General features: G+C 61.4%; 23 protein-coding genes and 1 tRNA gene. 11 read left to right on the top strand and 13 right to left on the bottom strand.

Annotated features, from left to right (window positions below; translation table 11 throughout):
* The first annotated feature begins 9 nt into the window (after positions 1 to 9).
* The 5 genes from greA (at position 10) to WNY37_RS07050 (ending at position 4,917) form a co-directional block, all read left to right on the top strand.
* Positions 10 to 483, top strand: coding sequence for a transcription elongation factor GreA (greA, locus tag WNY37_RS07070; protein WP_342972762.1), 474 nt, complete (start codon positions 10 to 12; stop codon positions 481 to 483).
* Positions 484 to 629: 146 nt separating this feature from the next.
* The gene (locus WNY37_RS07065) at positions 630 to 1,733 is read left to right on the top strand and encodes a mitochondrial fission ELM1 family protein (protein ID WP_342972761.1); all 1,104 of its coding nucleotides are present in this window, start codon (positions 630 to 632) and stop codon (positions 1,731 to 1,733) included.
* 80 nt (positions 1,734 to 1,813) lie between these two features.
* A complete protein-coding gene (locus WNY37_RS07060; RefSeq protein WP_342972760.1) occupies positions 1,814 to 2,752 on the top strand; it encodes a cation diffusion facilitator family transporter in 939 nt (312 codons plus the stop codon).
* Positions 2,753 to 2,850: 98 nt separating this feature from the next.
* A complete protein-coding gene (trxB, locus tag WNY37_RS07055; RefSeq protein WP_342972759.1) occupies positions 2,851 to 3,819 on the top strand; it encodes a thioredoxin-disulfide reductase in 969 nt (322 codons plus the stop codon).
* A gap of 51 nt (positions 3,820 to 3,870) precedes the next feature.
* Entirely contained in the window at positions 3,871 to 4,917 is a 1,047-nt protein-coding gene (locus WNY37_RS07050; protein ID WP_342972758.1) for a hypothetical protein, read from the top strand.
* 18 nt (positions 4,918 to 4,935) lie between these two features.
* Here WNY37_RS07050 and WNY37_RS07045 read toward each other — a convergent pair whose 3' ends face one another.
* Positions 4,936 to 5,688, bottom strand: a complete 753-nt coding sequence (locus tag WNY37_RS07045) for a hypothetical protein (protein ID WP_342972757.1) — start codon at positions 5,686 to 5,688, stop codon at positions 4,936 to 4,938.
* Between the two features lie 142 nt (positions 5,689 to 5,830).
* Between WNY37_RS07045 and WNY37_RS07040 the strand changes: the two genes are divergently transcribed.
* The 4 genes from WNY37_RS07040 to WNY37_RS07025 all read left to right on the top strand — a co-directional run bounded on the left by WNY37_RS07040 (position 5,831) and on the right by WNY37_RS07025 (position 9,344).
* Positions 5,831 to 6,967, top strand: coding sequence for a serine hydrolase domain-containing protein (locus WNY37_RS07040; RefSeq protein ID WP_342972756.1), 1,137 nt, complete (start codon positions 5,831 to 5,833; stop codon positions 6,965 to 6,967).
* 7 nt (positions 6,968 to 6,974) lie between these two features.
* Complete coding sequence (locus WNY37_RS07035) at positions 6,975 to 8,087, top strand: NAD(P)/FAD-dependent oxidoreductase (RefSeq protein ID WP_342972755.1); 1,113 nt, start codon at positions 6,975 to 6,977, stop codon at positions 8,085 to 8,087.
* Between the two features lie 87 nt (positions 8,088 to 8,174).
* Positions 8,175 to 8,251, top strand: a tRNA-Met gene (locus WNY37_RS07030).
* A gap of 298 nt (positions 8,252 to 8,549) precedes the next feature.
* Positions 8,550 to 9,344: an alpha/beta fold hydrolase gene (locus WNY37_RS07025; protein WP_342972754.1), complete on the top strand. Its 795-nt coding sequence runs from the start codon at positions 8,550 to 8,552 to the stop codon at positions 9,342 to 9,344.
* 21 nt (positions 9,345 to 9,365) lie between these two features.
* On the opposite strand, the gene WNY37_RS07020 is transcribed toward WNY37_RS07025, so the two are convergent.
* The 5 genes from WNY37_RS07020 to WNY37_RS07000 all read right to left on the bottom strand — a co-directional run bounded on the left by WNY37_RS07020 (position 9,366) and on the right by WNY37_RS07000 (position 14,884).
* A complete protein-coding gene (locus tag WNY37_RS07020) occupies positions 9,366 to 9,959 on the bottom strand; it encodes an ATP-dependent Clp protease proteolytic subunit (protein ID WP_342972753.1) in 594 nt (197 codons plus the stop codon).
* A 71-nt stretch (positions 9,960 to 10,030) separates the two neighbouring features.
* Positions 10,031 to 11,986 carry a hypothetical protein gene (locus WNY37_RS07015; RefSeq protein ID WP_342972752.1) on the bottom strand — a complete coding sequence of 652 codons (1,956 nt, stop codon included), beginning with the start codon at positions 11,984 to 11,986 and terminating at the stop codon, positions 10,031 to 10,033.
* A 20-nt stretch (positions 11,987 to 12,006) separates the two neighbouring features.
* On the bottom strand, positions 12,007 to 12,555 hold the full coding sequence (locus tag WNY37_RS07010; protein ID WP_342974876.1) for an adenine phosphoribosyltransferase: 549 nt from the start codon (positions 12,553 to 12,555) through the stop codon (positions 12,007 to 12,009).
* The gene (locus WNY37_RS07005; protein ID WP_342972751.1) at positions 12,542 to 13,903 is read right to left on the bottom strand and encodes a hypothetical protein; all 1,362 of its coding nucleotides are present in this window, start codon (positions 13,901 to 13,903) and stop codon (positions 12,542 to 12,544) included. Before WNY37_RS07005 ends, WNY37_RS07010 begins: the two co-directional genes overlap by 14 nt.
* Positions 13,904 to 14,011: 108 nt before the next feature.
* Positions 14,012 to 14,884, bottom strand: a complete 873-nt coding sequence (locus WNY37_RS07000) for an S-methyl-5'-thioadenosine phosphorylase (protein WP_342972750.1) — start codon at positions 14,882 to 14,884, stop codon at positions 14,012 to 14,014.
* A gap of 74 nt (positions 14,885 to 14,958) precedes the next feature.
* On the opposite strand from WNY37_RS07000, the gene WNY37_RS06995 reads away from it, so the two are divergent.
* Positions 14,959 to 15,807 carry a DUF1206 domain-containing protein gene (locus tag WNY37_RS06995; protein ID WP_342972749.1) on the top strand — a complete coding sequence of 283 codons (849 nt, stop codon included), beginning with the start codon at positions 14,959 to 14,961 and terminating at the stop codon, positions 15,805 to 15,807.
* A gap of 129 nt (positions 15,808 to 15,936) precedes the next feature.
* Here WNY37_RS06995 and WNY37_RS06990 read toward each other — a convergent pair whose 3' ends face one another.
* Genes WNY37_RS06990 through petA form a run of 3 tightly spaced genes read right to left on the bottom strand, consistent with a single transcriptional unit; the run spans position 15,937 to position 19,083 of the window.
* Positions 15,937 to 17,028 carry a cytochrome c1 gene (locus tag WNY37_RS06990; protein ID WP_342972748.1) on the bottom strand — a complete coding sequence of 364 codons (1,092 nt, stop codon included), beginning with the start codon at positions 17,026 to 17,028 and terminating at the stop codon, positions 15,937 to 15,939.
* A gap of 12 nt (positions 17,029 to 17,040) precedes the next feature.
* Positions 17,041 to 18,495 (bottom strand): cytochrome b N-terminal domain-containing protein, encoded by a 1,455-nt coding sequence (locus WNY37_RS06985; RefSeq protein WP_342972747.1) that lies wholly within the window; start codon positions 18,493 to 18,495, stop codon positions 17,041 to 17,043.
* 18 nt (positions 18,496 to 18,513) lie between these two features.
* Positions 18,514 to 19,083, bottom strand: a complete 570-nt coding sequence (gene petA / locus WNY37_RS06980) for a ubiquinol-cytochrome c reductase iron-sulfur subunit (protein ID WP_342972746.1) — start codon at positions 19,081 to 19,083, stop codon at positions 18,514 to 18,516.
* 274 nt (positions 19,084 to 19,357) lie between these two features.
* Here petA and hemF point away from each other — a divergent pair, with 274 nt between their 5' ends.
* The gene (gene hemF / locus WNY37_RS06975; RefSeq protein WP_342972745.1) at positions 19,358 to 20,242 is read left to right on the top strand and encodes an oxygen-dependent coproporphyrinogen oxidase; all 885 of its coding nucleotides are present in this window, start codon (positions 19,358 to 19,360) and stop codon (positions 20,240 to 20,242) included.
* 16 nt (positions 20,243 to 20,258) lie between these two features.
* Here the strand turns inward: hemF and WNY37_RS06970 are convergent, their stop codons facing one another.
* From WNY37_RS06970 to WNY37_RS06955, 4 genes are read right to left on the bottom strand one after another with little or no spacing between them, the layout of a single operon-like run.
* A complete protein-coding gene (locus WNY37_RS06970; RefSeq protein ID WP_342972744.1) occupies positions 20,259 to 20,390 on the bottom strand; it encodes a hypothetical protein in 132 nt (43 codons plus the stop codon).
* 54 nt (positions 20,391 to 20,444) lie between these two features.
* Entirely contained in the window at positions 20,445 to 21,647 is a 1,203-nt protein-coding gene (locus tag WNY37_RS06965; protein ID WP_342972743.1) for a CCA tRNA nucleotidyltransferase, read from the bottom strand.
* Positions 21,644 to 22,084 (bottom strand): DUF6111 family protein, encoded by a 441-nt coding sequence (locus WNY37_RS06960; protein WP_342972742.1) that lies wholly within the window; start codon positions 22,082 to 22,084, stop codon positions 21,644 to 21,646. Before WNY37_RS06960 ends, WNY37_RS06965 begins: the two co-directional genes overlap by 4 nt.
* Entirely contained in the window at positions 22,081 to 22,716 is a 636-nt protein-coding gene (locus WNY37_RS06955; protein ID WP_342972741.1) for a CoA pyrophosphatase, read from the bottom strand. The genes WNY37_RS06960 and WNY37_RS06955 overlap by 4 nt, the downstream gene beginning before the upstream one ends.
* Between the last annotated feature and the right edge of the window lie 3 nt (positions 22,717 to 22,719).

Genomic DNA, 22,719 nt, shown 5'->3' with positions numbered 1-22,719 from the left:
ATCCAGAACATGCAAAGAACACCAATGACCGCCGAAGGGCACGCTGCCCTCGACGCAGAACTGAAACATTTAAAGTCGGTTGAGCGCCCAGCAGTCATCGCGGCGATCTCCGAGGCCCGCGAGCATGGCGATCTCTCTGAGAACGCCGAGTACCATGCTGCCAAGGAAAAGCAGAGCTTTATCGAAGGCCGCGTGGCTGAACTCGAAGACAAGCTCGCGCGCGCAGAAGTCATCGACGTGACCAAGCTGAAAGGCGACAAGATCGTCTTCGGCGCAACCGTCACGCTGACCGATGTCGACACTGAGAAGCAGGCAACTTACCGCATCGTCGGTGAGGATGAGGCCGATATCTCCAAGGGCAAGGTGTCCATCACCTCCCCCATCGCGCGCGCCCTGATCGGCAAGGCCGTCGGCGACGAAGCTGAAGTGGCTGCACCAGGCGGCGCCCGCGTCTACGAGATTGAAGCGGTCGAGTTTAAATAAGCGACCCGCCCTTTGAATTTCCAAGATGCCGGGGCTCTGACGGGTTCCGGCATTTTCTATTTCACCTTTGCTGTCAGCTGAAAGGTGCAAGACCCTAAAAAAGCTGGCAATCTTGTCCCAGAAGCGAATCGCGAGGCACCGCCGGCATGAACGCGCCAACGAAAGCCAAGCCTATCGCCCCACAGGTGGGCCCGTCCGTCTGGGCTGTGTCAGACGGCCGCGCTGGCAATGCTGCGCAGGTCCGATCCATTATCCAGGCGCTTGGCAGTACCGGCCGCTGGATGAAGATCGCCCACATCCAGGGCGAAGGCCATCGCGAGCGCCCGATCACCCTGACGCCCCGCGCCCCATGGACCTGGCTGCCCGGCGCCCGCTGGCCGATGGAGCGTCTCGCCCTGCCGTCCGAGCAGCGCGACATCTTCGAGGGGCCCTTTCCCGATGTCTGGATCGCCGCTGGCCGCCGCAGCGCCCCGTACACAGGTGCCATCCGCCGGCTGTCCGGCGGCAAGACGCTGACCGTCCAGATTCTCGATCCCAAATCCGACCGGGGCGATTTCGATCTCATCATCGTGCCAGAGCATGACGAACTGGACGGACCCAACGTCATTCGCACGGTCGGCGCGCCCTCCTATTTCTCGCCAGATGATATCGAGGATGCCGGACAGGCTTTCGCCGATCTTGCCGACGAGAACAACAAGTCCGCCATCGTCATCCTGGGCGGGGATTCAAAAACGCACACATTCAGCGATGCAGTAGCCACGTCGCTCGCAACCGATCTCAAACGCCTGTCCGGCCAAGGCTGGCGCCTGCGCATCACCACCTCGCGGCGCACACCCGTCCCTGTCATCGCGAAAATGCGTGCTCTTGCGGGAGATATTGGCGCGAAATTCTGGGCCGGCCCGGATGATGGCCCCAACCCCTACCTCGCCTGGCTCCTCTATTCGGATGTCGCGATCGTCACCGAGGACAGCGCCAACATGCTGTCAGATGCAGCCTTCCACGGCCTGCCGGTCCATATGGTGGCCCTTGAAGGGTCCAACCCGAAATTCGACCGCCTGCATGAGAGCCTTATCAAACGCGGCTGCGCCCGCTGGTTCGAGGGCACGCTGGAGCAGTGGTCATACGACCCGCTTCGCGAGGCAGACCGGGTCGCCGACGAAATCGTCAGACGCCTCGTCGCCCGCCACCCGCAACCGGCCATGAAAAACGTCAAGGATGGCAATGGCGTCGTCGTGCCGGATTGGCTATAATGCTATGTTATAGCATTCCTAAGTGATTGTTTTCATTGAATTTCTTGACATTGCACGGTCACGCCCGCATCTAGAGGTCTATGAGTCACGGACACGATCATAGCCACGATCACGGCCATTCGCATGGCCATGACCACGGGCCTGGCGGGCACTCGCACGTCCCTTCCGTCGACAGCGCCGACGCGCGCAAACGCGTTGCCTTTGCAGCGCTCCTGACTTTCGCCTTCATGACCGCTGAAGTGATCGGCGGGCTCATCTCTGGTTCGCTGGCCCTGCTCGCGGACGCCGCTCACATGCTGACCGATGCCGGCTCGCTCGCCCTCGCCTGGGTCGGTTTCCGCCTCGCCGCCCGTCCCGCAGACTCCAAACGAAGCTTCGGCTTTGCCCGGTTCAAAGTGCTCGCCGCCTTCGTAAATGGACTCGCGCTGATCGTGCTTGCCGTCTGGATCATCTGGGAGGCCTTCCACCGCCTGGCAGAGCCTCAGCCCATTCTCGGCGGCGTGCTGCTAGCCGTCGCGATTGGCGGCCTGCTCGTCAACATTATCGCCTTCTGGATCCTGCATGGCGGTGATCAGGAAGACCTGAACATGCGCGGCGCCGTCTGGCACGTCGCGGGCGACCTGCTCGGCTCCGTCGCCGCCATCGTGGCTGCGATCCTGATCCTTGCCACCGGCTGGACACCGATTGACCCGATCCTGTCAGCCCTCGTCGCCCTGATCATCGCGGTTGGTGGCGTCCGCCTGACCCGCGAGACCGCCCATATCCTGATCGAGGGCGTCCCCTCCGGCCTCGACCCCGACACGATCAAGGCTGACCTCGAAGCCCATCTTGAGAATGCCGAGAGCGTCCTGCACATCCATGCCTGGGCGCTGACGGAACAGAAGCCACTCGTCACGCTCGAAGTCGTCGCCCGCGAAGGCGCCTGCCTCGATACGCTTCGCCTGGCTGTGAAAGAGCGGATGCAGGACCAGTTCGGCGTCAGCCATGCGACGGTCGAAGTGCGCAAGTCTGTGAAATAGTTCTCCTACACAGACGGTTGAACACCCCCAGGGGTTTATTCACGCGCCAAGAATCCCCATACCTAATGCCGACAAGAAAAAGACGTTTGGAGCGGGTGATGAGCGAGACATTGCATTCTGAAATCCTGATCATCGGGTCTGGCCCCGCCGGCTGGACGGCTGCAATCTATGCGGCCCGCGCCATGCGCGACACGCGCGTCGTGGCCGGCCTGCAGCCCGGCGGCCAGCTGACCATCACGACCGAAGTCGAGAACTATCCGGGCTTCGCCGAAATCCAGGGTCCTGAACTCATGGAGAAGATGCGCGAGCACGCTGAAAAGATGGGCACGCATGTCTCCGAGGATCATATCAGCGAGGTCGACTTCAATACGCGCCCCTTCAAGGCGGTCGGAGAAAGCGGCGTGACCTATACCGGCGACGCCGTGGTCATCTGCACAGGCGCCCAGGCAAAATGGCTCGGCCTGCCATCGGAAACCAAATTCCAGGGCTTCGGCGTGTCGGCCTGCGCAACGTGTGACGGCTTCTTCTACCGCGAGAAGGAAGTGCTGGTCATTGGCGGCGGCAACACGGCCGTCGAAGAAGCGCTCTTCCTCACCAATTTCGCCTCCAAGGTCACAGTGGTTCACCGCCGCGACAGTTTCCGCGCCGAGAAGATCCTGCAGGACCGCCTGTTCAAGCATCCGAAAGTCGAAATCCTCTGGGACACCGTGCTGGAAGAAGTCATCGGCGACGAGAATCCGCTTGGCGTGACCGGCGCGAAGCTGAAAAACGTCAAGACCGGCGAGGAATTTACCCGTGACGCACACGGCGTCTTCATCGCAATCGGGCACGCCCCGTCGACGGAGCTCTTCAAGGGCAAGGTCGACATGAAGGCGAACGGCTATCTCATCACCGAGCCGGGCACGACGAAGACCAACATTCCAGGCGTCTACGCGGCTGGCGACGTGACAGACGAGACCTATCGCCAGGCCGTTACCGCCGCTGGCATGGGCTGCATGGCGGCGCTCGAAGCCGAACACTGGCTCGAAGAGCAGGCCGCCATCGAGGGCGCCGTCGCGGCTGAATAAGCCTGCAATAGAGTTCTGGACGAGACGCCTTCTCTCTATAAACTCCTGTCCATGCAGAGGGTGGTTCGCACAGTTTTTCTGGCCGCGTCGGTCATGTTTGTCGCCCTGTCAGCCAATGGCGACGACTTGAGTGATGCCGTAGATGCCTTCCTGAAAGAAGACTACAGCCAGATCGACACGATCGCCCGCTACGCCGATGACGGCGTCCCCGAAGCGATCGCCCTGCTGGGACGCGCCTATATTTACGGCAATGGGCTGGAGATTGACCGCCCGCTCGGCCTTGCCCTCCTGGAACAGTCGGCAAGCCTCGGCGACCGCGCGTCGGCCGTACAACTCGGCCGCATCTACGAATTCGGCATTGAAGGCATCGCCCCGGACGAGGCCCTCGCCGCAAAATGGTACGTGGTTGCCGCCAATGCCGGCGATACAGCGTCTGCGCCGGCCGCCCTCAAACGCCTGCCAGCCGCGATTGTCATTGAGGCCGGCGGTGGCAGCTGGGCCAATCCCGACACGCTGGACGAGCGCCCCTCCGAACAGGCCCCGCTCAAGGCAGTAGACAATACCCCGCCAGCTATGGCACTGGCCTCGCCTGACGGCCCCTCGCCCGGCGCACAGCAGGACAGCACGGCCTCTCCCGCGAGCGTGATCCTTGGCACCGACAAGGCCCCTGCCCCGCTTTCCCTGCTCGACAGGACCAGCTTCCCGATCTTTGCCGACACCCGCCTCAGCGCGATTGGTGATGCCGCCGCCAGCTGTCAGGTCGTCCTGCAGCCCGAAATCGAGCGCCGACAGTCGACTTTTGACGGCATGATGCAGCTCGGCAACGATGCCTCAACCGAAAAGACTGGCGTCGGCTATGACAAATTGCTGGAGAATGAGCGGGAACTGAAAGCAATGACGGAAGCCTTGCAGGCCAGCGAGCGCATTCTCGCTGACCTCAGTCAGAATGGCGGCCTGAGCCCGGACGCTGTGCGCCTGGCCCAGATACCGCATCAGGAAGCCTTCGTATCGCGGCCCGATACCGGACCGTCCGCCGCCCTCTGCGGCCGCCGCTTTATCCAGCTGGTGGGCGAGAGCGCCGGCTGGGGCGCCAAGTAACCGCATCGGGCTTGCTGCCTAGAGCAGCGACTCCGCCAACCGCTCAATGTCGCGGCGCGAATGCCCGGCCATATAGGCTGAGAAGCTGTTCGCGCGGTCCTGCATTGCACCGGCAAGCGCCGTCTGCGGCACAGCGCCAGCCGCCCGCCTCAGACACGCCTCGATCTCATCGCGATACCGGCGAGCATTGTGCGCTGCGAGCGCACGCGCATATTGCCATTCAAAGGACGGATCGTCCTCGCCGTGAGCCAGCGCCTGACGATAATGCTGACGCGCCTTTCGCATGCTTGCGCCCATGAACGCCGAGCCGATACTGCCACCGCGCCGGACGACTTCGACATTCCACACCGCCATGAAACCATGCGCATAAGCATTGTCCGGCTCGTCTTCGAGCACAGATTCGACAAGGTCCCGAGCCGTGGAAGCATAGCCGGAATCCATCGCCTCGCCCCGGCTCATATCCCGCGCGAGCAAGGACAGCGCGATCGCAAGCTGGAGGCGTCCTTCAATATTGTCGGGGTCGATCGCCAAGGCCTGCTTCGCCAGGCCTGCGGACTCTTCGACTTTCCGCTTGTCGAGGCGTCCCGAAACAACCGTGTCGGCGAGCAGCGCGCGCGCCGCCCGCGCCAGATTGTCCGCGCCGCCTTCAGCCTCCGCGATCTGCGCAGCCTCACGGAAATGCCCGGCCGAAAAGGCCTCTTCCGCCCTGTCAGCTGAAGCAGGCTGGCCGAGCATAAGACACGCGGCGATCGATGCGGCAAAAATTCTCATGGCTTCGAGAGATAGCGCGAATGCCGGGTCTGCCCAAATCAAATTCGGCCGGCCTGATTCTCCGGTCTTCTTCCTCTTGGAAAAGGTTGCCGCCGCGGCGCCGCGCGCCTAGCGTCACGCAGAAGGCAATAGGATGCATAACATGGCGGATGGTATGGCAGACGGGTTCACCGAAGACCGGTTCGCGGCGGTACGCGAACAGTTCGAACAGAACCTGTCAGACGGGACCGACCTCGGCGCCTCTTTCTGCGTCACAAGCAAGGGCGAGACCGTGGTCGATCTCTGGGGTGGATTCGCTGATCCGGAAAAGACGCGCGCCTGGGAGAAGGACACGATCGTCAACGTCTATTCGACCACCAAGACGATCACGGCGCTCGTTGCCCTCTATCTCGCCGACAAGGGGCTGATCGATTTCGACGCGCCGGTCGCCGATTATTGGCCGGAATTTGCCGCCAACGGAAAGGAAGCGGTCAAGGTCTCTCACCTGATGAGCCATTCGGCAGGCTTGCCCGGCTGGGCCGACCCGGTCGAAAAGGAAATGCTGTATGACTGGGAGCGCGCCACCAGCCTTCTGGCGGCGCAGGCCCCGATGTGGGAGCCGGGCACAGCCTCGGGGTATCATGCGCTCTCGCAAGGCTATCTGGTCGGCGAGGTTATCCGCCGCGCAGATGGCCGCAGCGTCGGCACGGTCTTCCGGGAAGACTTCGCTCAGCCGCTCGGCATAGACTTCCATATCGGCCTGCCGGCGTCGGAGGACCACCGGGTCGCAGACCTGACCCCGCCGCCAGGCTTGCGGGGCAGCCCCTCTTACGACTCCGCCATCAAGAAGGCGGCCTTGGCCCATCCGCCCATCGAAGTGTCCGAGACTCGCACCCGCGCCTGGCGTGGCGCCGAAATCCCGGCGGCCGGCGGCACTGGCAATGCCCGCGCCGTCGCCACGGTGCACACCATTCTTGCCAATGGCGGGGTGGCTGGCGGAAAACGCTTCCTCTCAGAAGCGGGATGCCGAAAAGCGCTCGAATGCCAGGTCGAAGGTACCGATCTCGTCCTCGACATGCCCATCCGCTTTGGCATGGGGTTTGGCCTGTCCGGCCCGATGTCGCCCGCCCTCAATGACGACTCGATCTTCTGGGGCGGCTATGGCGGCTCGCTCGTTCTGATCGACATGGCGGCGCGCACGACAATTGCCTATGCAATGAACAAGATGGAAGGCACCACAACTGGAGACATGCGCGCGATCACCCTTGCCGCCGCAGCATGGCAGGCGCTGGGATCGTAGGAAAGTCATGGACCAGTTCGATGCGGACCTTATCGTCATCGGCGCAGGCGTCATCGGGCTCGCTGTGGCCCGCGCCGCCGCCTTGAAAGGCCGCGATGTCATCATCCTGGAGGCCGAAGACGCGATTGCCGTGCACACCTCGTCGCGCAATTCCGAAGTGATCCATGCAGGCCTTTACTATGCGGCGGGCTCCTACAAGGCCCGGTTCTGCGTCGAGGGACGCCGCAAGCTCTACGACTATCTCGATGCGCATGGCGTCACCTACAGGAATTGCGGCAAGCTCGTTGTCGCGCACGGCGATGAGACCGAAGGCCTCGACGGCATCGTCCAGCGCGCCGAAGCGAACGGTGTCGAAAAGCTGCGCGTTGTCTCAGGCGAAGAAGCGCGCACCCTTGAGCCAGCGCTGAGCCCCGACATCGCCGCCGCGATCCACTCGCCGGTTTCGGGTATTTTCGACAGCCACGCTTACTTCCTGGCCTTGCAGGGCGAGCTGGAAGACAATGGCGGCATGATCGCCTTCGGCACGCCAGTGCAGTCCGGCACCGTCACTGGAGACCGAATCGACCTGATCACAGCCGGCGAAACCCCAACGAAGATATCGGCCCGCACCGTCATCAATGCCGCCGGGCATAACTCTATCGCCGTTGCGGGCCGAATTGACGGACCGCACATTTCAGGCTTGCCGACCCCTCGCTACGTCAAGGGCAGCTATTTCAGCATACTCGGCAAGACGCCCTTCTCGCGTCTCATCTATCCCATGCCGGGGCGCGCCAGCCTTGGCCTGCACCTCACAGTCGACCTGTCCGGGCGCGGCAAACTCGGCCCTGATGCCGAGTGGCTGCCGGAAGAGGCCGCGCCGCCTTTCGACTACCGGGTAGACCCGGCCCGCGCCGACCATTTCTACGCATCCGCCCGCCAATACTGGCCCGGCCTGCCCGACGGCGCCCTCGCGCCGGACTATGCCGGCGTGCGCCCGAAGATCGTTGGACCGGGTGAGCCGTCGGGTGACTTTATCATCGATACCAGCGCGCCAGGCCTCATCAATCTGATGGGGATTGAGAGCCCCGGCCTCACCTCCTCGCTGGCAATCGCAGATTACGTAGTGGGCCTGCTGGATTAGGCGGTTGCAGAGCGACAAATCAATGTGTATTCAGCCCGCTTGCTGTGCTGACCCGGCATTCCCGCTCGGTCGCACAGACACCGGATTGGTTCGGTAGCTCAGCTGGTTAGAGCGCACGACTCATAATCGTGAGGTCGGGAGTTCAAGTCTCCCCCGAACCACCATTTTCCTCAAAGTCGCGATCGTCACCCTCTAGTTGCAAAGCCAACTTATCCACGGGTTAAATGTGGAGAGGCTTTGCAAAGAAGTCGCGAATCCCGTATACAGCATTTCTGTAGAGTATCCGAGTAGAGTGCTTAAGGGAGGCCTGTCTGGCCTCCCTTTTTCGCTTTCGGACTGCAGCAATACCTGCACAAAGCAATTGCGTCTGGCGCGTGATTTGCAAGTCTTCCGGATGCTGGACATCAATCTTGCCCGGCGAATCACGAGGACGAGCATCTGGCCGAAGCTGCACAAGATTTAATGTTGGACAGAGCCGCTGACGGCTTTCATGAGCTATGGCTTGACGCGTCCGGCACGCGCCTGCGCGCGCATATCTGGAACGCGGGCGCCAGCAAACAGCCGCTCGTCTTCCTCAATGGTATCGGCTCCAGCCTGGAAATGGCCGCCCCGCTGGCACGCCAGTTCAAGGACCGCCCATTCATCGCGCTTGAAATGCCAGGTGTCGGCCAGACGCCGGCCACACAATTCCCGCTCGATCCGGCAAGCCTTGCCCGGCTTGCGGTGCGATCGATCGAACAGGCCGGCCTGAAGCGCTTCACCCTGATGGGACTTTCGCTCGGCGGTGCGCTCGCCCAGCAGATCGCTATCCAGTATCGCGGCAGGGTCGATCGGCTGATCCTCGCGGGCACCTGCACAGGCACGACCATGCTGCCCGCCGACTGGACCGAGGCCGGGCTATGGCGCACGCTCAACCCGTTCGCCGCGATCATGGACGACCTCATTGCCGACTTTTCCAGCGCTCATATCAGGGGTGTCGCCATGTCGAACACGCCAGCCATGCTGGCGCAGTTCGCGCCTTTCGCCATCTGGTCCAGCCTGTATTTCCTGCCGATGATCGAAGCGGACACGCTTGTGCTCGCCGGCTCACGCGACCGGATCATTCCGCCAAAGAATGCGATCCAGCTTTCAGCCTTCATCCCACGGGCAGACCATCGCATCCTGCCGGATGCGGGACACCTGTTCCCGTTCACGGAGCCAGAGCGCACCGCGAGCCATATTGAGAGATTTCTGGAGCCGGACGCCGCGCAGGAATAGCCGCGCCCGGACCGACGTCGCCTAGACGATTTCCTTGCGGCTGGTGACGATCTTGTTGACCAGGCCGTACTCGACAGCCTCTTCGGCACTCATCCAGTGGTCACGATCGGTGTCGGCCTTGATCTTCTCGAGCGGCTGACCCGTCGCCTCAGCGAAAATCTTGTTCAGGCGCTCGCGCATACGCACGATTTCACGCACCTGGATTTCCACGTCAGACGCCTGACCACCCACGCCGCCGCGCGGTTCATGAAGCAGGAAGCGCGTATTTGGCAGGGAGTAGCGGTTCTCTTTCTTGGCCGCCGAATAGATCAGCGCACCCGCAGAGGCGACCCAGCCTGACCCCAGCACTTTCACCGGCGCATCAACGAACTTGATCATGTCGTGGATCATGTCGCCGGATTCGACGTGGCCGCCCGGTGAAGAAATCACCAGCAGGATCGGCTTGTCGCTTTCCGAGCCGAGCGCCAGCAGACGTTCACAGACCCGCCGGGCAAGCTTGTCGTCCACACCACCCGTCAGAAGAATGGTGCGGGCATTGAACAACGCTTCCTCAAGGAAGGCGTTCGGCTCTGCCATGGGTTTGGATTCTTGTTCGTCGTCGAGGCGGATTGTCATGTTCACTCCGTGCATGCAGTCAGCTCACATAGGTGAGGCGCGCCTGCGCCGGGGTCAAGCGTCGCCATCACCTATTCCGGTGAATATGTGACGGAAATGCCCATGTCCTCCACGGTTTGCTCCACATTGTCTGCGTCCTGCTGATCATCAAGGTAGGCAAAGTCGATCGCCGTGGTCGGATCCGACACGATTTCGAGGCTGCCGCCCGATGTCTCATAATAGAGCGCCATGGATTCCAGCCACTCAGCGGCCTGCGCCACTTCCTGAGAGGCAGGGTTTTTCATCGAGCGGATCGCCGTCGCGATATACTGGCGGATCTGTTCAGGCGTCATGCTGCCGACCATCGCGCCCCAGCCTTCCTGCGGGTACAGTTTTCCGACCTCGATGGCATAGCCAAACAGCTTGTCATAACCGCCATCATCTTTCTCAAAGAAACGAAGTCCCTTGAATTCGAACGCGTTCTGGAAGGCGTCTTCGAAGGCGCTCTCCTTGTCATCGGACTCCATGGCCGTTTGCACTGCGCCATAATCAGGCAGGGTCATCCGGAAGCTGGCATCGCCTTCGCCGAACCCGGCAGACTCCGATGTCGCGCGAACTTCAAATGCGCCTGACGCATCATCCCACGTGCCCGTGAAGTTCAGGTCGAACGGGATGGTGTCGAGATCGTATTCATCGAGCTTGCCGAGCGCCGTTTCGATATCGTCAACCGCGTCTGCCGCTTCCGGATTTTCATCAGCCGCATCCGGCACGAAGGTCAGCGCGAAATTGCCGATCTCTTCCAGCGCAACCGACGCGCCCTTCACGTCCAGCTCTAATTTGTTCGGAATGAACCAGCTGAACTCACGCCCATCGAAATTGACGCGCTCAGCGGTGAATATCTCGCCATCATTCAGTTTCAGCGTGTAGTCGCGCGCCGTCCACATGCCCAAGCTCATCAGATCCTTCTCGTCCATGCTCGGAAAGTCGCCCCGCGCAAGGAAGCCGGCCAGCTTGTCCATCTGCAGGTCCTCATAGGTAAAGAACTGCGTGCTTTCTTCCTGTTTGTAGTTGATGCCGTCTGAATAGCCGGCGTCTTCAAACGTCCCGTCAGGAGACGTCATCGCCATGCTCTGGGATTGGCGCACATTATACATGATCGCCCGACCGACATCGAAACCGGACACATCCTCATATCCGTAGAAACCGACATCGGCATTGATCTTCTGGTCGATCATGATCTCATCGGCCGAGCCCTGGCGAATATCGACATCGACTTTCGCGTCATAGACCACGGCGTCTTCCATCGCGACGGTCCGCATCACGGCGAGCGCCTGCTGCGCCAGGCCGACAGCCATACGCACATTCTCAATCTCGTCCTCGGAGACCTCCATCATCTCATAAAGACTGTCCGGAGCAGGCGCGAACTCATAGGGGCGCAGCGTCAGATTGCTGACCACCATCCGGTTTGCCGTCACCTCGAATGTGTCGAGCGCGAAATCGACCGAATCGAGATCGTCGTCCTCTGCTTCAGCCGCGAGCGAATCGAACAGCGTCTCGGCCGCATCTGCAACGCCGAAATAGCTGAGATTTTCTGCTTCCAGCCGGTCAAACAGCCTGGCTTCGACATCGAGTTGTTCCCCGCGCAGGCGCGCAGCAAGAAAGCCCTCGTCGAACCCCCACAGGCGCGCCTCTTCTGCGCGCAGCCCGAAGGCCGGGTCGGTATTGATGGTAATGGCCAGCCCGGTCAGCGCGGTCGCACCGGTAGAGTCGTCAAACGACTTCTCGTCCCAAGATACCGTGACAAGGTCCGGCAGGGCCTCGTTCAACTCGTCAAAACCGGCCTCGCTGCCGTCCTGAAGAAGGAACGCTTCGTCCGCGAAGGCCTCAAAAGCCTTGATCGTCTCTTCGAAGTCTGGCGCGTCCTCGGATGCGTCGGCCATCTCGCCGCTGAACCCGGATTCATCCGGAAGCGGTGGTGGCTCATCCTTGCCACAGGCGACCAGTGCGCCGGCAATCGCGATCGTCGATACCCAGTTTAGAAGCTTCATGGTCGTTGTTCCTTGATCAGTTAGTGGCCTTCAAATGTGACGAGCGCTCGCACATCGATGCCTAGGTTTCGCAGCCTGTCAGCCCCATGCAGATCAGGCAAATCTACCAGAAACACGGCCGCCACAATCTCTGCCTCGCCCTGCCTGAGCAGTTTGGCGCCCGCTTCGGCGGTCCCGCCCGTGGCGATCAGATCGTCAACCAGCAGGACTTTTTCGCCCTTGGAAACGCCATCGACATGCATGTGGAGCGCATCGCTTCCATATTCCAACTCGTAAGGTACGCTCCAGGTTTCATAAGGCAGCTTTCCGGGCTTGCGCAGCGGCAGGAAACCCGCCCCAAGACGCACGGCCATGGCGCCGCCCAGAATGAAGCCGCGCGCGTCGATCCCCGCGACCTTGCTAATCCCCTGCCCTTCAAAGGGGCGGCACATCTCCTCGACCGCGCTCGCAAACGTGTCCGCATCGCTCATCAGCGTCGTCACATCGCGAAACATGATCCCTTTTGCCGGATAGTCCGGGATCGTCCTGATACGGGCCTTGTAATCCACGCGCGGGCTATTCCGCTGCATCGGCAGATTTGCGGGGTTTGTCCTCATCCTCATCGTCTTCGCCGGGCACGGTATCATCCAGCTTGCCGGTTTCCGGGTCTGGCTCAAAGGCGCTGAGGTCCGCAGCGTTCAGCACCGCGAACGGATCGTCCGCCGGTTGCCCGGACGGCACAGCCGCGGCAGCCTCGATTTCCGCATCGACAGGCGCGTCAGGCTCTGGGGTTGAGACGGCCTCCTCGACAGGCGCTTCTTCGTCAGACGCGTCCTCGTCGTCTTCGACGGCGTCATCGGCATCAGCATTGGCATTGGCATCGGCATCGGCATCGGCAAAGGCCGGGTCGACTTCGGCATCGTCTGAGAAATCCGTTTCGTCGGCCGGGTCTTCGACAGGGTCGGCGTCGTCATCTTCAGTTTCGGCGTCCGCGTCTGCACTTCCTTCGTCGCTGGTATCCGCCTTCACATCGATATCGGGTTCATAGGACACCGGCTCGATCTCTTCGGCCTCGTCCATATCATCCTCATCGGCAAGCTCGGACACCGCAGCCGCTGCGGCGGCGGCTGGCGCAATGGCCGCAGCCTCGACGACGGGCGTCTCTTCCGTTTCCTCGACCTCATCGGCGGACACCATAACGGCGTCCTCTTCCGCCAGCGCGGCCTCTTCGGCCTCGCTCTCCTCGAGACGGCGCGTTCCGAAAACGCCGCGCGGATCAGCATGGCGGTCGTACTGGCGCGAATAATATTCGTGCGCCGTCAGCGTCAGCGGCTGCGGCGTGAGCTCCATACCATTCTGGCGGAGGTCTTCCACCACCGCATCGCGCAGGGCCAGACCGGACAGGAGGTCCTGGGTAAAGCCATGCGCTTTCATCCAGTCACGCACCCACCAGCTGCGGGTCGAACGGGCCTTCTCAGGCGGTGCACCTTCATGGTCTTCCCAGAGATAGAGCGTCGAGATGCCCTGCACCGTGGCCGCCTTCAAAGCGGTCATCTCTTCATCATCAACCGCGCCATCTGCTAGTTGCATGCGCACGCGCCGCTTGCGCGCTTCGAGGATCTGATAGGTCGCCTGAATGGCGGCAAGCGCCCGCTTGTCTGTCGCAATCATTTCGCCAAGCACCGCATCGAGCTGCGGATGGGCCAGCGTCGGCAGATCAACCGGCAAGCGGATCATGCCGTCTTCGACGTCATTAATCTCGCGCACCATCTGAAACATGTTGAACCGGAACTCGTGTCCGATCCCCTCTAGCGCCAGGCCAACAGCCTCGCGCCGAACGTCATCCTGTCGCCAGAGCAGCCACGCAATGGAGAGCGCTGCCGCAACCATGAGCGCGAGCCCACCGACCATGAATGTCTCAAAGTACGTCCCGTTCATGCGACCTCACCCAAGTTGCATTTCCGGAAGCTTAGCAAAAGCAGACTCAGGCGTCGACAAGCGTCTTTACGTCTCGTTAAGACTGCGCGTTTGACGTCACACAGGCGCTCAGAGAACGCGCCCCGCGACCGCGTCCAGCTTTGCCAGAACGGCCGGGTCGCGAGCGTCAGGCGCAGTGATCATTGCGAAATCAAGACAGGTCTCGATGCCTTGCGGCGACGCGGTTCGCTCGGTTCCCTGCAGGCCGCCAACCAGTGCTTTCAGCGTCTGGCGCGCCTTGTCTGTATTATTTTTCATGACTTCCAGCACATTGCTCACCGAAACCGCTTCGCTGTCATCGCGCCAGCAGTCATAATCGGTCACCATGGCGATGGTCGCATAGGGAAGCTCCGCCTCGCGGGCGAGCTTGGCTTCCGGCATGTTGGTCATCCCGATCACATCGCAGCCCCATTGGCGATAGAGATGGCTTTCGGCCCGCGAGGAGAATTGCGGCCCCTCCATGGCGATATAGGTCCCGCCGCGATGCACCTTCGCGCCCGCCTGTTCAGCCGCGTCACCGGCCAGCCCGGATAGGCGCGAGCAGACCGGGTCCGCCATCGAAACGTGCGCCACCATGCCCGGCCCGAAGAAGGTCTTCTCGCGGGCGAAGGTCCGGTCGATGAACTGGTCGACCATGACGAAGTCTCCCGGCGCCAGCGCTTCCTTCAGCGATCCGCAAGCCGACACTGACAGGACATCGGTACAGCCGAGCCGCTTCAGCGCATCGATATTGGCCCGGTAAGGCACAGCGGTCGGCGTCAGTCTGTGCCCCTTGCCGTGGCGCGGCAGAAAGACAAGCGTGACATCCCCGATCTGACCTTTCACCAAGGGATCCGACGGCGCACCCCAGGGCGTCTCGACAGAAATCGTCTCGGCGTTTTCCAGCCCCTCTATCTCGTAGAGGCCAGACCCGCCGATAACACCGATCACCCATTTGCTCATCTTTTTCCGTCTCCACTCATGTTCTGCAATGGCTGAAGCAGGCGGGCGGACCGAAATCAAGAGCGCGAGCGTAGATGGCGGAACCAAGTGGTCATTCAACGCCTTCCTTCATCATGCAGAACTCCGATATCGCCGATAACGTCGCGTCTTCGAAAGCCTTCCTGGCTCGGCTGGGGCTTGGCGCCCGCGCCTTCGTCTATTTCGCTGTCGCGGTGGTCCTTCTGGACTCCGCCTTCACCTCAAAGCCGGAGAACGGGGCGAGTGCAGGTGACGCATTCCGCGCGATCGAGACCGAACAGGGCGGACGAATCCTCCTGATCACGCTCGCCATCGGGCTTTTCCTTTATGCGCTGTGGCGTTTCCAGCAGGCCGTGCTCGACCCTGAGGACCAGGGCAATGACGCAAAGGGCATTCTGGCGCGCGTCGGCATGGCCTCCTCAGGCATCAGTTATCTGCTGGTTGGCGTGGCAGCCGCCTCGGTCACCTTCGGCTCGAATGATGGCGGCGGCGGCGGCAAGACCGAAGAAACCGCGAAATGGCTGATGGAACAGCCTTTCGGCAGCTGGGTGGTCACTCTCGCTGGCCTTGCCCTTGTTGGCGTCGGCTGCGCGCAGGTGTGGCGCGCCAAAACCGGCCAGTGGAAAGACCATATCGATCTTTCAGGCTGGGCCGGCAATCTGACAGGCGTCATCTCCGCCGGCATAGCGGGCCGCGGTATCCTCTTCGCTCTGGTCGGCATCTCTCTTGTTGTCGCCGGCTGGGGCACTGATCCCGGCGATGTGCAAGGCCTCGCCTCAACGCTCGGCTGGATCCGCGCCCAGCCTTACGGCCTGTGGCTGTTCATCGCCTCGGCCCTGACCATCGGCGTCTATGGCATCTATTCAGCCGTCCAGGCCCTGCGCTATCGCTTCCCGGAAGACTAGGCTGGCGATTGTAGACCCAGTCGCCAGGTCCAGATGTTCTGCGTCACCTCATGAATCAAAAAGGCCATCCGCGAGACGTGCTCTGCGGATGGCCAATTTGGGATCAGGCAGTGTGATGCCTGGTCAGGCTTAGTGGTCGATCTTCCGCCAGATGCGGTGGAAGGAGAACCAGAGCAGCACGGCCAGAATGATCAGGTAGATCAGCGCAGCAAGACCGGTGGACTTGCGTTGGCTCTGTTTCGGCTCGCCAGCCCATTGCAGGAAGTTCGCAACGTCATGGGCCATCTGCTCGACCGTGGCTTCCGTGCCGTCGAGATAGGAGACGCGGCCTGGTGTCAGCTGCGGCGGCATCGCGAGGAAACCACCCGGAGGCGCATGACGCGGGTCACCGCGCCACTGGGCGGTCGTATCGCCTGCCATGTACGGATTGTAGTACTGGCCGACCGGCTGAATGAGGTCGCCCTCAAAGTGATGATCGCCATGAGAAAGCGCCTCGACACGGGACGGGTCGATGACGGTTTCGGTCTGCGGCGCGGCTGGTACAGCCGCTTCGGTTGCGTCTGCCGCAGCTTCGTCCATCGACGTGCCGTCTTCGGACACATCCGCATCCGCGGTCTGGTCAGGCTGCGCAGCGCCATCAGCGGCGGCAACCTCTTCCTCGACAATCGGCTCGCCTGCGATTTCACGGGTCGAAATCGCGTCTTCGGACGGGTAACCGGTCAGAAGGCTGTAGACATAGCTCGCACCGCCGTGACGCGCCTTGGTGATGACCGACAGGTCAGGCGGAAGCGCGCCGCCGTTTGCTGCGCGAGCCGCATTGGCGTTCGGATAAGGTGACTTGAACGGATCAGACGTGCGTGCCGGGCGATAGTCATAATCGCCGACATCATTCGGCTCAGTGCTCAGGATTTCATCCATGGCCGCGAAAGACTTCACCAACGGGTTGTCATTCGCGTTCGGATATTCCGGATCGTAGAACGGTCCACCCGGCTCACCGAGGTTGCGATAGCTCATAAGGCGCATCGAGTGACATGAGGAGCAAACCTCACGGTACACCTGATAGCCGCGCTGAACGCTATCCATGTCGAGCTCGCCAAGCGGGCCTTCAAAGGCCCAGCCCTCTTCAGGACCGTGGGCGTGGAGTGCGCCGCCAGCAGCATGGGCGCTCGCAACAATGGCAGCAGCACCCAGTCCAGCGGAGATAAAACGAAGGAATTTCATGTCCTTGACCTCTTATTCAGCTGGGGCCGGAGCGGCACGGTCATGACCGAGCACGGCTTTGTGGATGGAGGCTGGCTCATCCTTCGGCTTTTCGCGAAGGCCGAGCAGCGGCAGAATCACCAGGAAGTAGGCGAAGTAATAGAGCGTCAGGATCTGCGCGAGATGCACGAAGCGGAAGGCCGGTGCCTTCTGGACGGCAATCGTCGCATCCTGGCCCGCCTCGACACGCTGGTCACGGAACTCGGCGGCTGGCTCGTAGTCTTCATAGGTTTGCGTCGCGGCGTTGCCATTGGCGTCGGTATAGCTGACGACCAGCTTGTCCGAGCCCATCGGGATGATCGGATCATCCGGATTGGAAGCACCGCACCAGCCGAGAAGCAGGCCCGCGACAACAAAGCCAAGGAAGAACTGCCGGGCAACCGGGCGATACCGCATCGATTTGACCTTGGACGTGTCCAGCCATGGCAGAAGGAACAGGATCGCAATCGAACCGAACATCGCGATGACACCGAGCAGCTTGGCGTCGATCGGGCCGATATTGAAAGTGATGGCCCGCAGGATCGCGTAGAATGGCAGCAGGTACCACTCCGGCACGATGTGGGCCGGCGTCACCAGCGGGTTGGCCTCGATATAGTTGTCTGCGTGGCCAAGGACGTTCGGTGCATAGAACACGAAGGTCGCGAAGATGATCAGGAAGACGACGATCGCGAAGGCATCCTTGATCGTGTAGTAAGGGTGGAAAGGAACCGTATCCTTTTTCAGGCCTTCAGGGTCCTTGCGGGCCTCGACGCCGGTCGGGTTGTTATTACCCGGAACGTGCAGGGCCCAGATGTGCAGGATAACCACACCAGCGATCATGAATGGCAGCAGGTAGTGCAGCGAGAAGAAGCGCTGCAGCGTCTGGTTGCCGATCGACGGTCCGCCCATCAGCCAGGCCTTGATGCTGTCGCCGATGATCGGAACCGCACCGATCAGGCCGGTGATGACGTTTGCGCCGTGATAGGACATCTGGCCCCATGGCAGGACGTAGCCAAGGAAGGCCGTCCCCATCATCAGCAGGAAGATCACACAGCCGAGGATCCAGAGAATCTCGCGAGGGGCCTTGTAGGACCCGTAGTAGAGGCCACGGAACATGTGGATGTAGACCGCGAGGAAGAACATCGAAGCGCCATTGGCGTGGATGTAGCGGATCAGCCAGCCAAACGGCACATCGCGCATGATCCGCTCAACCGAGGCAAAGGCCCCGTCGACCGTCGGCGTGTAATGCATGGCCAGCACGACGCCCGTCAGGATCTGCGTCATCAGGCAGACCGCAAGGATACCGCCGAAGGTCCACCAGTAATTCAGGTTCTTCGGGGTCGGGAAGTCGACAAAGCTGTCATAGGCCAGCCGGACAACCGGCAGGCGCGAATCGAGCCATTTCGTGAAGCCGGTCTTCGGCTCGTATGTTGAGGGGTGTCCGCTCATCGTGTCGTCCGTCCTCTCCTAAAGCGAAATGTTGATGACGGTCGGGCTGACATAGCGGTAGTCAGGCACCGGCAGGTTTGCCGGAGCCGGACCACGACGAATGCGGCCGGACGTATCATAGTGAGAGCCGTGGCATGGGCAGTACCAGCCACCAAAATCGCCTGTATTGCCCTGTGCCGGACCAACCGGAACGCAACCAAGGTGCGTACAGCTGCCCGAGGTCACCAGGATGGCGCGGTTCAGTTCGCCATCTGGCAGCGGACGAAGGCGCTCATCGTCAGTTTGCGGGTCTTTCAACGAGCTGACGTCGACATTCTCTGCCGCCGAAATCTCTGCTGGCGTGCGGTGACGGATGAAGAACGGCTTACCACCGATCAGGACCCGGATCTCACCGCCCAGCGGGACTTTCGAAACGTCGACTTCAAGGCTGGAAGCAGCCTTCGTGTCGCTCGCAGCGTTCATCTGGTCAACGAAGACATATGCCAACGCACCCGCACCAGCGACAGCGGTGGCCGCCGTCGCAATGTGGATGAAATCGCGGCGATCTTCATCAATCGCTTCATGTGTATTGTTTGTCGCGTCGCTCACTCTTTTCGTCCTCTGGCCAAGGAATTCTCCGACTGCATACAATAGCGGGACAGGAAATCATTGCGGCGCAACGCCGCAAAACACACCTCCCCGCATGTTCCAGCGCTGCGGTTAGCGCGCTCTTCCTGCCTTTGCAAGCCACGCATGTACACCTGCGGCGGTAAGACGCCATGCAAGCTGCGTTTGCACATCCAGCCTGCGGCATTACAGCAGCTACGTAACCCGTAGCCGTACCGACTAGATTGCCGATTGCGCCTGAATGGAGAAGACCGGAATGTCCACCCCAGACCTCGAACACCAGAAGACAAAAGCCAAAGCCTGGTTCGAATCACTTCAGTCCGAGATCATCGAAAGTTTCGAGGCGCTTGAACGCGAAGCCCAGAGCCCGCTTTACCATGGCGAGCCCGGCACCTTCGAGAAAACCCCATGGACACGCGGCGACGGCTCTGAAGACCTCGGCGGCGGCACGATGGCGATCATGAAGGGAAAACTGTTCGAAAAAGTCGGCGTCCATGTCTCCTGCGTCCATGGCAGTTTTTCCGAAGCCTTTGCCGCGCAGATCCCCGGCGCCGACAAGTCAGGCGGCCGGTTCTGGGCGTCTGGCATCTCGCTCATCGCCCACATGCACAGCCCGCGCGTGCCAGCCGTTCACATGAATACCCGCATGCTGGTCACCTCCGAAAGCTGGTTCGGCGGCGGCGGAGACCTCACCCCCCTGCTCGAGAATCAGCGCCAGGACGACTTCCCGGACACGGTCGACTTCCACGCCGCCTTCAAAACCGCCTGCGACAGGCATGATCCTGAATATTATCCGCGCATGAAGCAGCAGTGCGATGAGTATTTCCATCTCGCGCACCGCGATGAACCGCGCGGCACAGGCGGAATCTTCTATGACCGCCACAATACAGGCGACTGGGACAAGGACTTCGCCTTCACCCAGGATGTCGGGCGCACCTTCAGGGATATCTATCCGCAGCTGGTGCGCCGGCGCATGGTCGAAAGCTGGACGCCAGAAGAGCGCGAGGAACAGCTCATCCGCCGCGGCCGCTATGTCGAGTTCAACCTGCTCTATGACCGCGGCACGACCTTCGGCCTGAAGACCGGCGGCAACGTCAACTCGATCCTCTCATCCATGCCGCCCGTGGTGAAGTGGCCTTAGACGGTTATTTGAATTCTCACTCGGCAAGTCGACGAAGAACGTCCTCATTCTCAACAAAGACATCTTCGGCAATAGCAAGAAGCTCGGCAATCTCGCGCTCGATATCGATCGGAGTTTCGCTGTCTTTATCATTGTTGCGATTGCACATAACACGCTCCCAATCAGAACTGGCAAGTATAACAAATTCGCTCAGAAGCTGAAATCATAAATTTTTCTCCAGCCGCCCCAACAGCTCTTCCCGCTCCGGCTGGAAGTCCTGATCGATCCACCATTCCTCGAGCTTGCGCAGCGCTTGGCCAATCTCTGGACCCTTCAAGCCGACGGCCAGCGCATCATCCCCGCCGACAGGGAATGCCGGCCGGCGCCACGCGAGGATCGCATGCACCAGGTCGCGCACATCCTGACCCGACAGCATCGCCCGGTCGACCACAGCCTGAGGCCCGTGCCAATAGAGCGCGCGGCGCAACTCTCTGCCATTAAACCCGGTCGGGTCGGGCAGATTGTCTGCTGCCCAGCGGCTGATTCGTTCTGTTTCGGCGTTCGACATTCGCAGGCGCTTCGACACGCCGACCACCGCCGCTGCCGTGCGCGGCAGCAGTGACATCAATCGCAACATCGGGTCTGGCCTGACCTTGAGCAGCGCCTCTGTGACGCGCAAATCGTAAAGCCCATCGACCATCACGGCTTCTGGCATCAGGATGGACAGCACACCGCTCCTGTCCATCGCCTCAACCGCGACAGACGGGTCTGGTGCCGCCAGCAGCTTGTGCAGCTCCTTCCAGATACGCTCGACCGCAATCTGTTTCAGGCCCTCTTTCTGGCGCTCACAGGCGGCCAGCCCCTCCTCATCGATGCCGGCGCCGTACCAGGCGTTGAAGCGGAAAAAGCGCAGGATACGCAGATAGTCTTCGCGAAGGCGCGTATCGGCGTCGCCAATGAAGATCACATGTCCGGTTTCAGCATCCGTGATCCCGCCACCCGTCGGGTCGTGCAGCGTTCCGTCGGCCTCGGCATAGATCGCGTTCAGCCGGAAATCCCGGCGGCCTGCATCCTCGGCCCAATCCTCGGTAAAAGCGACAACCGCGCGGCGTCCGTCCGTCTCGACATCACGGCGAAGCGTTGTGATCTCGAACGGCGTGCTGTTCGTGACGGCGGTAATCGTTCCGTGCTCGATGCCGGTTGGTATCGCGCGTATCCCCGCCGCCTCAAGCGCTTCGATGACGGCGTCCGGCTCCAGCTGGGTGGCGATGTCGATGTCTTCTTTGGCTGCCGCGCGGCCCATGATCGCATTGCGCACGCAGCCCCCGACAAAGCGCGAGCCGCCTTTCCGCGCCTTGTCCAGCGCCGTCATGACGGCGAGCGTTTCGTCTGCCGTCAGCCAGTCTGCGCCCAAGATCGATTTCATTCCGGTAAGTCTGGATCGTCCGGCAGCGTGTCAGACGCTGGCGGATCGTCTTCCGGCCGGATGTCCAGCGGTCCGGGCGGCGTGTCCGGCCCGGCCGGGTCTGTGTGGCCCAGCCCATTTGCCCGGCTGCCAGGGTCAAGGCTCGCCGGTATGCCGAGATCGGATTTTTCTTTCGGGCAAGGAATTTCCTGTCCCCCCACCATCTCGCCATCAACAAGCCGGCGCGGCTCATAGCAGGTCTCGCCGTCGCCACGGTCAATGATGATCAGGACAACCCATGCCGCAATCGCCAGGACAGCCCCAACAACAAAGAGAATGGTGATCGGCCAGGGCTTCTTGCCCTCTTCAATCGCCTCCTGACGCGCCAGACGGTAAAGCCCGAACGCGGCGAAGGGCGTCAGGAAAATGACCAATTCGAATATCAGCCTGTATGTCACGCGGCTCTCTCCCCCGAATCATATAGGCGTTCATATAAAGCGCGGATGATCCCCGCCGTCACGCCCCAGATCCTGTGGCCCTGATATGGCATCTCATAGTAGTCCCTTTCCCCGCCGCGCCAAACGGTCGAGCGGCGATTGTGATTCGCCTCATCCATCAGGAAGGAAAGCGGCGTCTCAAACACATCGGCCACTTCCGTCGGGTCTGGAACCGGAATGAAATCTGCGGGCAGCACGCCGATCACGGGTACGATGCGGAACCCCGTTCCCGTCAGATAGGGCGCGCCACGTGAGATGAGCTCCACGCTATCTGGCTCAACGCCGACTTCCTCATGGGCCTCGCGCAGCGCCGCCTCAACCTCGTCGGCATCAACCGGATCGACCTTCCCACCAGGAAAAGCAACCTGCCCGGGATGCGTCGGCATGGTATCGGGCCGGTGCGTCAGCAAAATCATCGGGCCTTGTTTGCGCGGGATGATCGGCACCAGCACCGCCGCACGGCGAATATTCTGGATCGTGCCAGCATCCAGCAGCTCGATGTCGCCGCCCTCCGCAAGGCGTTCCTTGCCGGTGACGCCATCAAGGCGCAGGCGCGCCCGCGCCAGAAAATCATCGAGATCAATAAAGGCCATGCG

Source organism: Henriciella sp. AS95, from assembly GCF_038900055.1.
Taxonomy (GTDB): domain Bacteria; phylum Pseudomonadota; class Alphaproteobacteria; order Caulobacterales; family Hyphomonadaceae; genus Henriciella.
The sequence above is the reverse complement of the archived record's forward strand: the minus strand, read 5'-3'. Positions and strand labels throughout refer to the sequence as shown.

Excerpts from the sequence above, each read along its gene's own strand:
- greA (WP_342972762.1), top strand. The coding sequence starts at position 10 with ATGCAAAGAACACCAATGACCGCCGAAGGGCACGCTGCCCTCGACGCA.
- WNY37_RS06965 (WP_342972743.1), bottom strand. The coding sequence starts at position 21,647 with ATGAAATCGATCTTGGGCGCAGACTGGCTGACGGCAGACGAAACGCTC.
- WNY37_RS07025 (WP_342972754.1), top strand. The coding sequence starts at position 8,550 with ATGTTGGACAGAGCCGCTGACGGCTTTCATGAGCTATGGCTTGACGCG.
- WNY37_RS07000 (WP_342972750.1), bottom strand. The coding sequence starts at position 14,884 with ATGAGCAAATGGGTGATCGGTGTTATCGGCGGGTCTGGCCTCTACGAG.
- WNY37_RS07065 (WP_342972761.1), top strand. The coding sequence starts at position 630 with ATGAACGCGCCAACGAAAGCCAAGCCTATCGCCCCACAGGTGGGCCCG.
- WNY37_RS07045 (WP_342972757.1), bottom strand. The coding sequence starts at position 5,688 with ATGAGAATTTTTGCCGCATCGATCGCCGCGTGTCTTATGCTCGGCCAG.
- trxB (WP_342972759.1), top strand. The coding sequence starts at position 2,851 with ATGAGCGAGACATTGCATTCTGAAATCCTGATCATCGGGTCTGGCCCC.
- WNY37_RS07015 (WP_342972752.1), bottom strand. The coding sequence starts at position 11,986 with ATGAAGCTTCTAAACTGGGTATCGACGATCGCGATTGCCGGCGCACTG.
- WNY37_RS06955 (WP_342972741.1), bottom strand. The coding sequence starts at position 22,716 with ATGGCCTTTATTGATCTCGATGATTTTCTGGCGCGGGCGCGCCTGCGC.
- WNY37_RS07035 (WP_342972755.1), top strand. The coding sequence starts at position 6,975 with ATGGACCAGTTCGATGCGGACCTTATCGTCATCGGCGCAGGCGTCATC.
- hemF (WP_342972745.1), top strand. The coding sequence starts at position 19,358 with ATGTCCACCCCAGACCTCGAACACCAGAAGACAAAAGCCAAAGCCTGG.
- WNY37_RS06990 (WP_342972748.1), bottom strand. The coding sequence starts at position 17,028 with ATGAAATTCCTTCGTTTTATCTCCGCTGGACTGGGTGCTGCTGCCATT.
- WNY37_RS06970 (WP_342972744.1), bottom strand. The coding sequence starts at position 20,390 with ATGTGCAATCGCAACAATGATAAAGACAGCGAAACTCCGATCGATATC.
- WNY37_RS07050 (WP_342972758.1), top strand. The coding sequence starts at position 3,871 with ATGCAGAGGGTGGTTCGCACAGTTTTTCTGGCCGCGTCGGTCATGTTT.
- WNY37_RS07010 (WP_342974876.1), bottom strand. The coding sequence starts at position 12,555 with ATGCAGCGGAATAGCCCGCGCGTGGATTACAAGGCCCGTATCAGGACG.
- WNY37_RS06995 (WP_342972749.1), top strand. The coding sequence starts at position 14,959 with ATGGCGGAACCAAGTGGTCATTCAACGCCTTCCTTCATCATGCAGAAC.
- WNY37_RS07005 (WP_342972751.1), bottom strand. The coding sequence starts at position 13,903 with ATGAACGGGACGTACTTTGAGACATTCATGGTCGGTGGGCTCGCGCTC.
- WNY37_RS07020 (WP_342972753.1), bottom strand. The coding sequence starts at position 9,959 with ATGACAATCCGCCTCGACGACGAACAAGAATCCAAACCCATGGCAGAG.
- WNY37_RS06985 (WP_342972747.1), bottom strand. The coding sequence starts at position 18,495 with ATGAGCGGACACCCCTCAACATACGAGCCGAAGACCGGCTTCACGAAA.
- WNY37_RS07060 (WP_342972760.1), top strand. The coding sequence starts at position 1,814 with ATGAGTCACGGACACGATCATAGCCACGATCACGGCCATTCGCATGGC.
- WNY37_RS07040 (WP_342972756.1), top strand. The coding sequence starts at position 5,831 with ATGGCGGATGGTATGGCAGACGGGTTCACCGAAGACCGGTTCGCGGCG.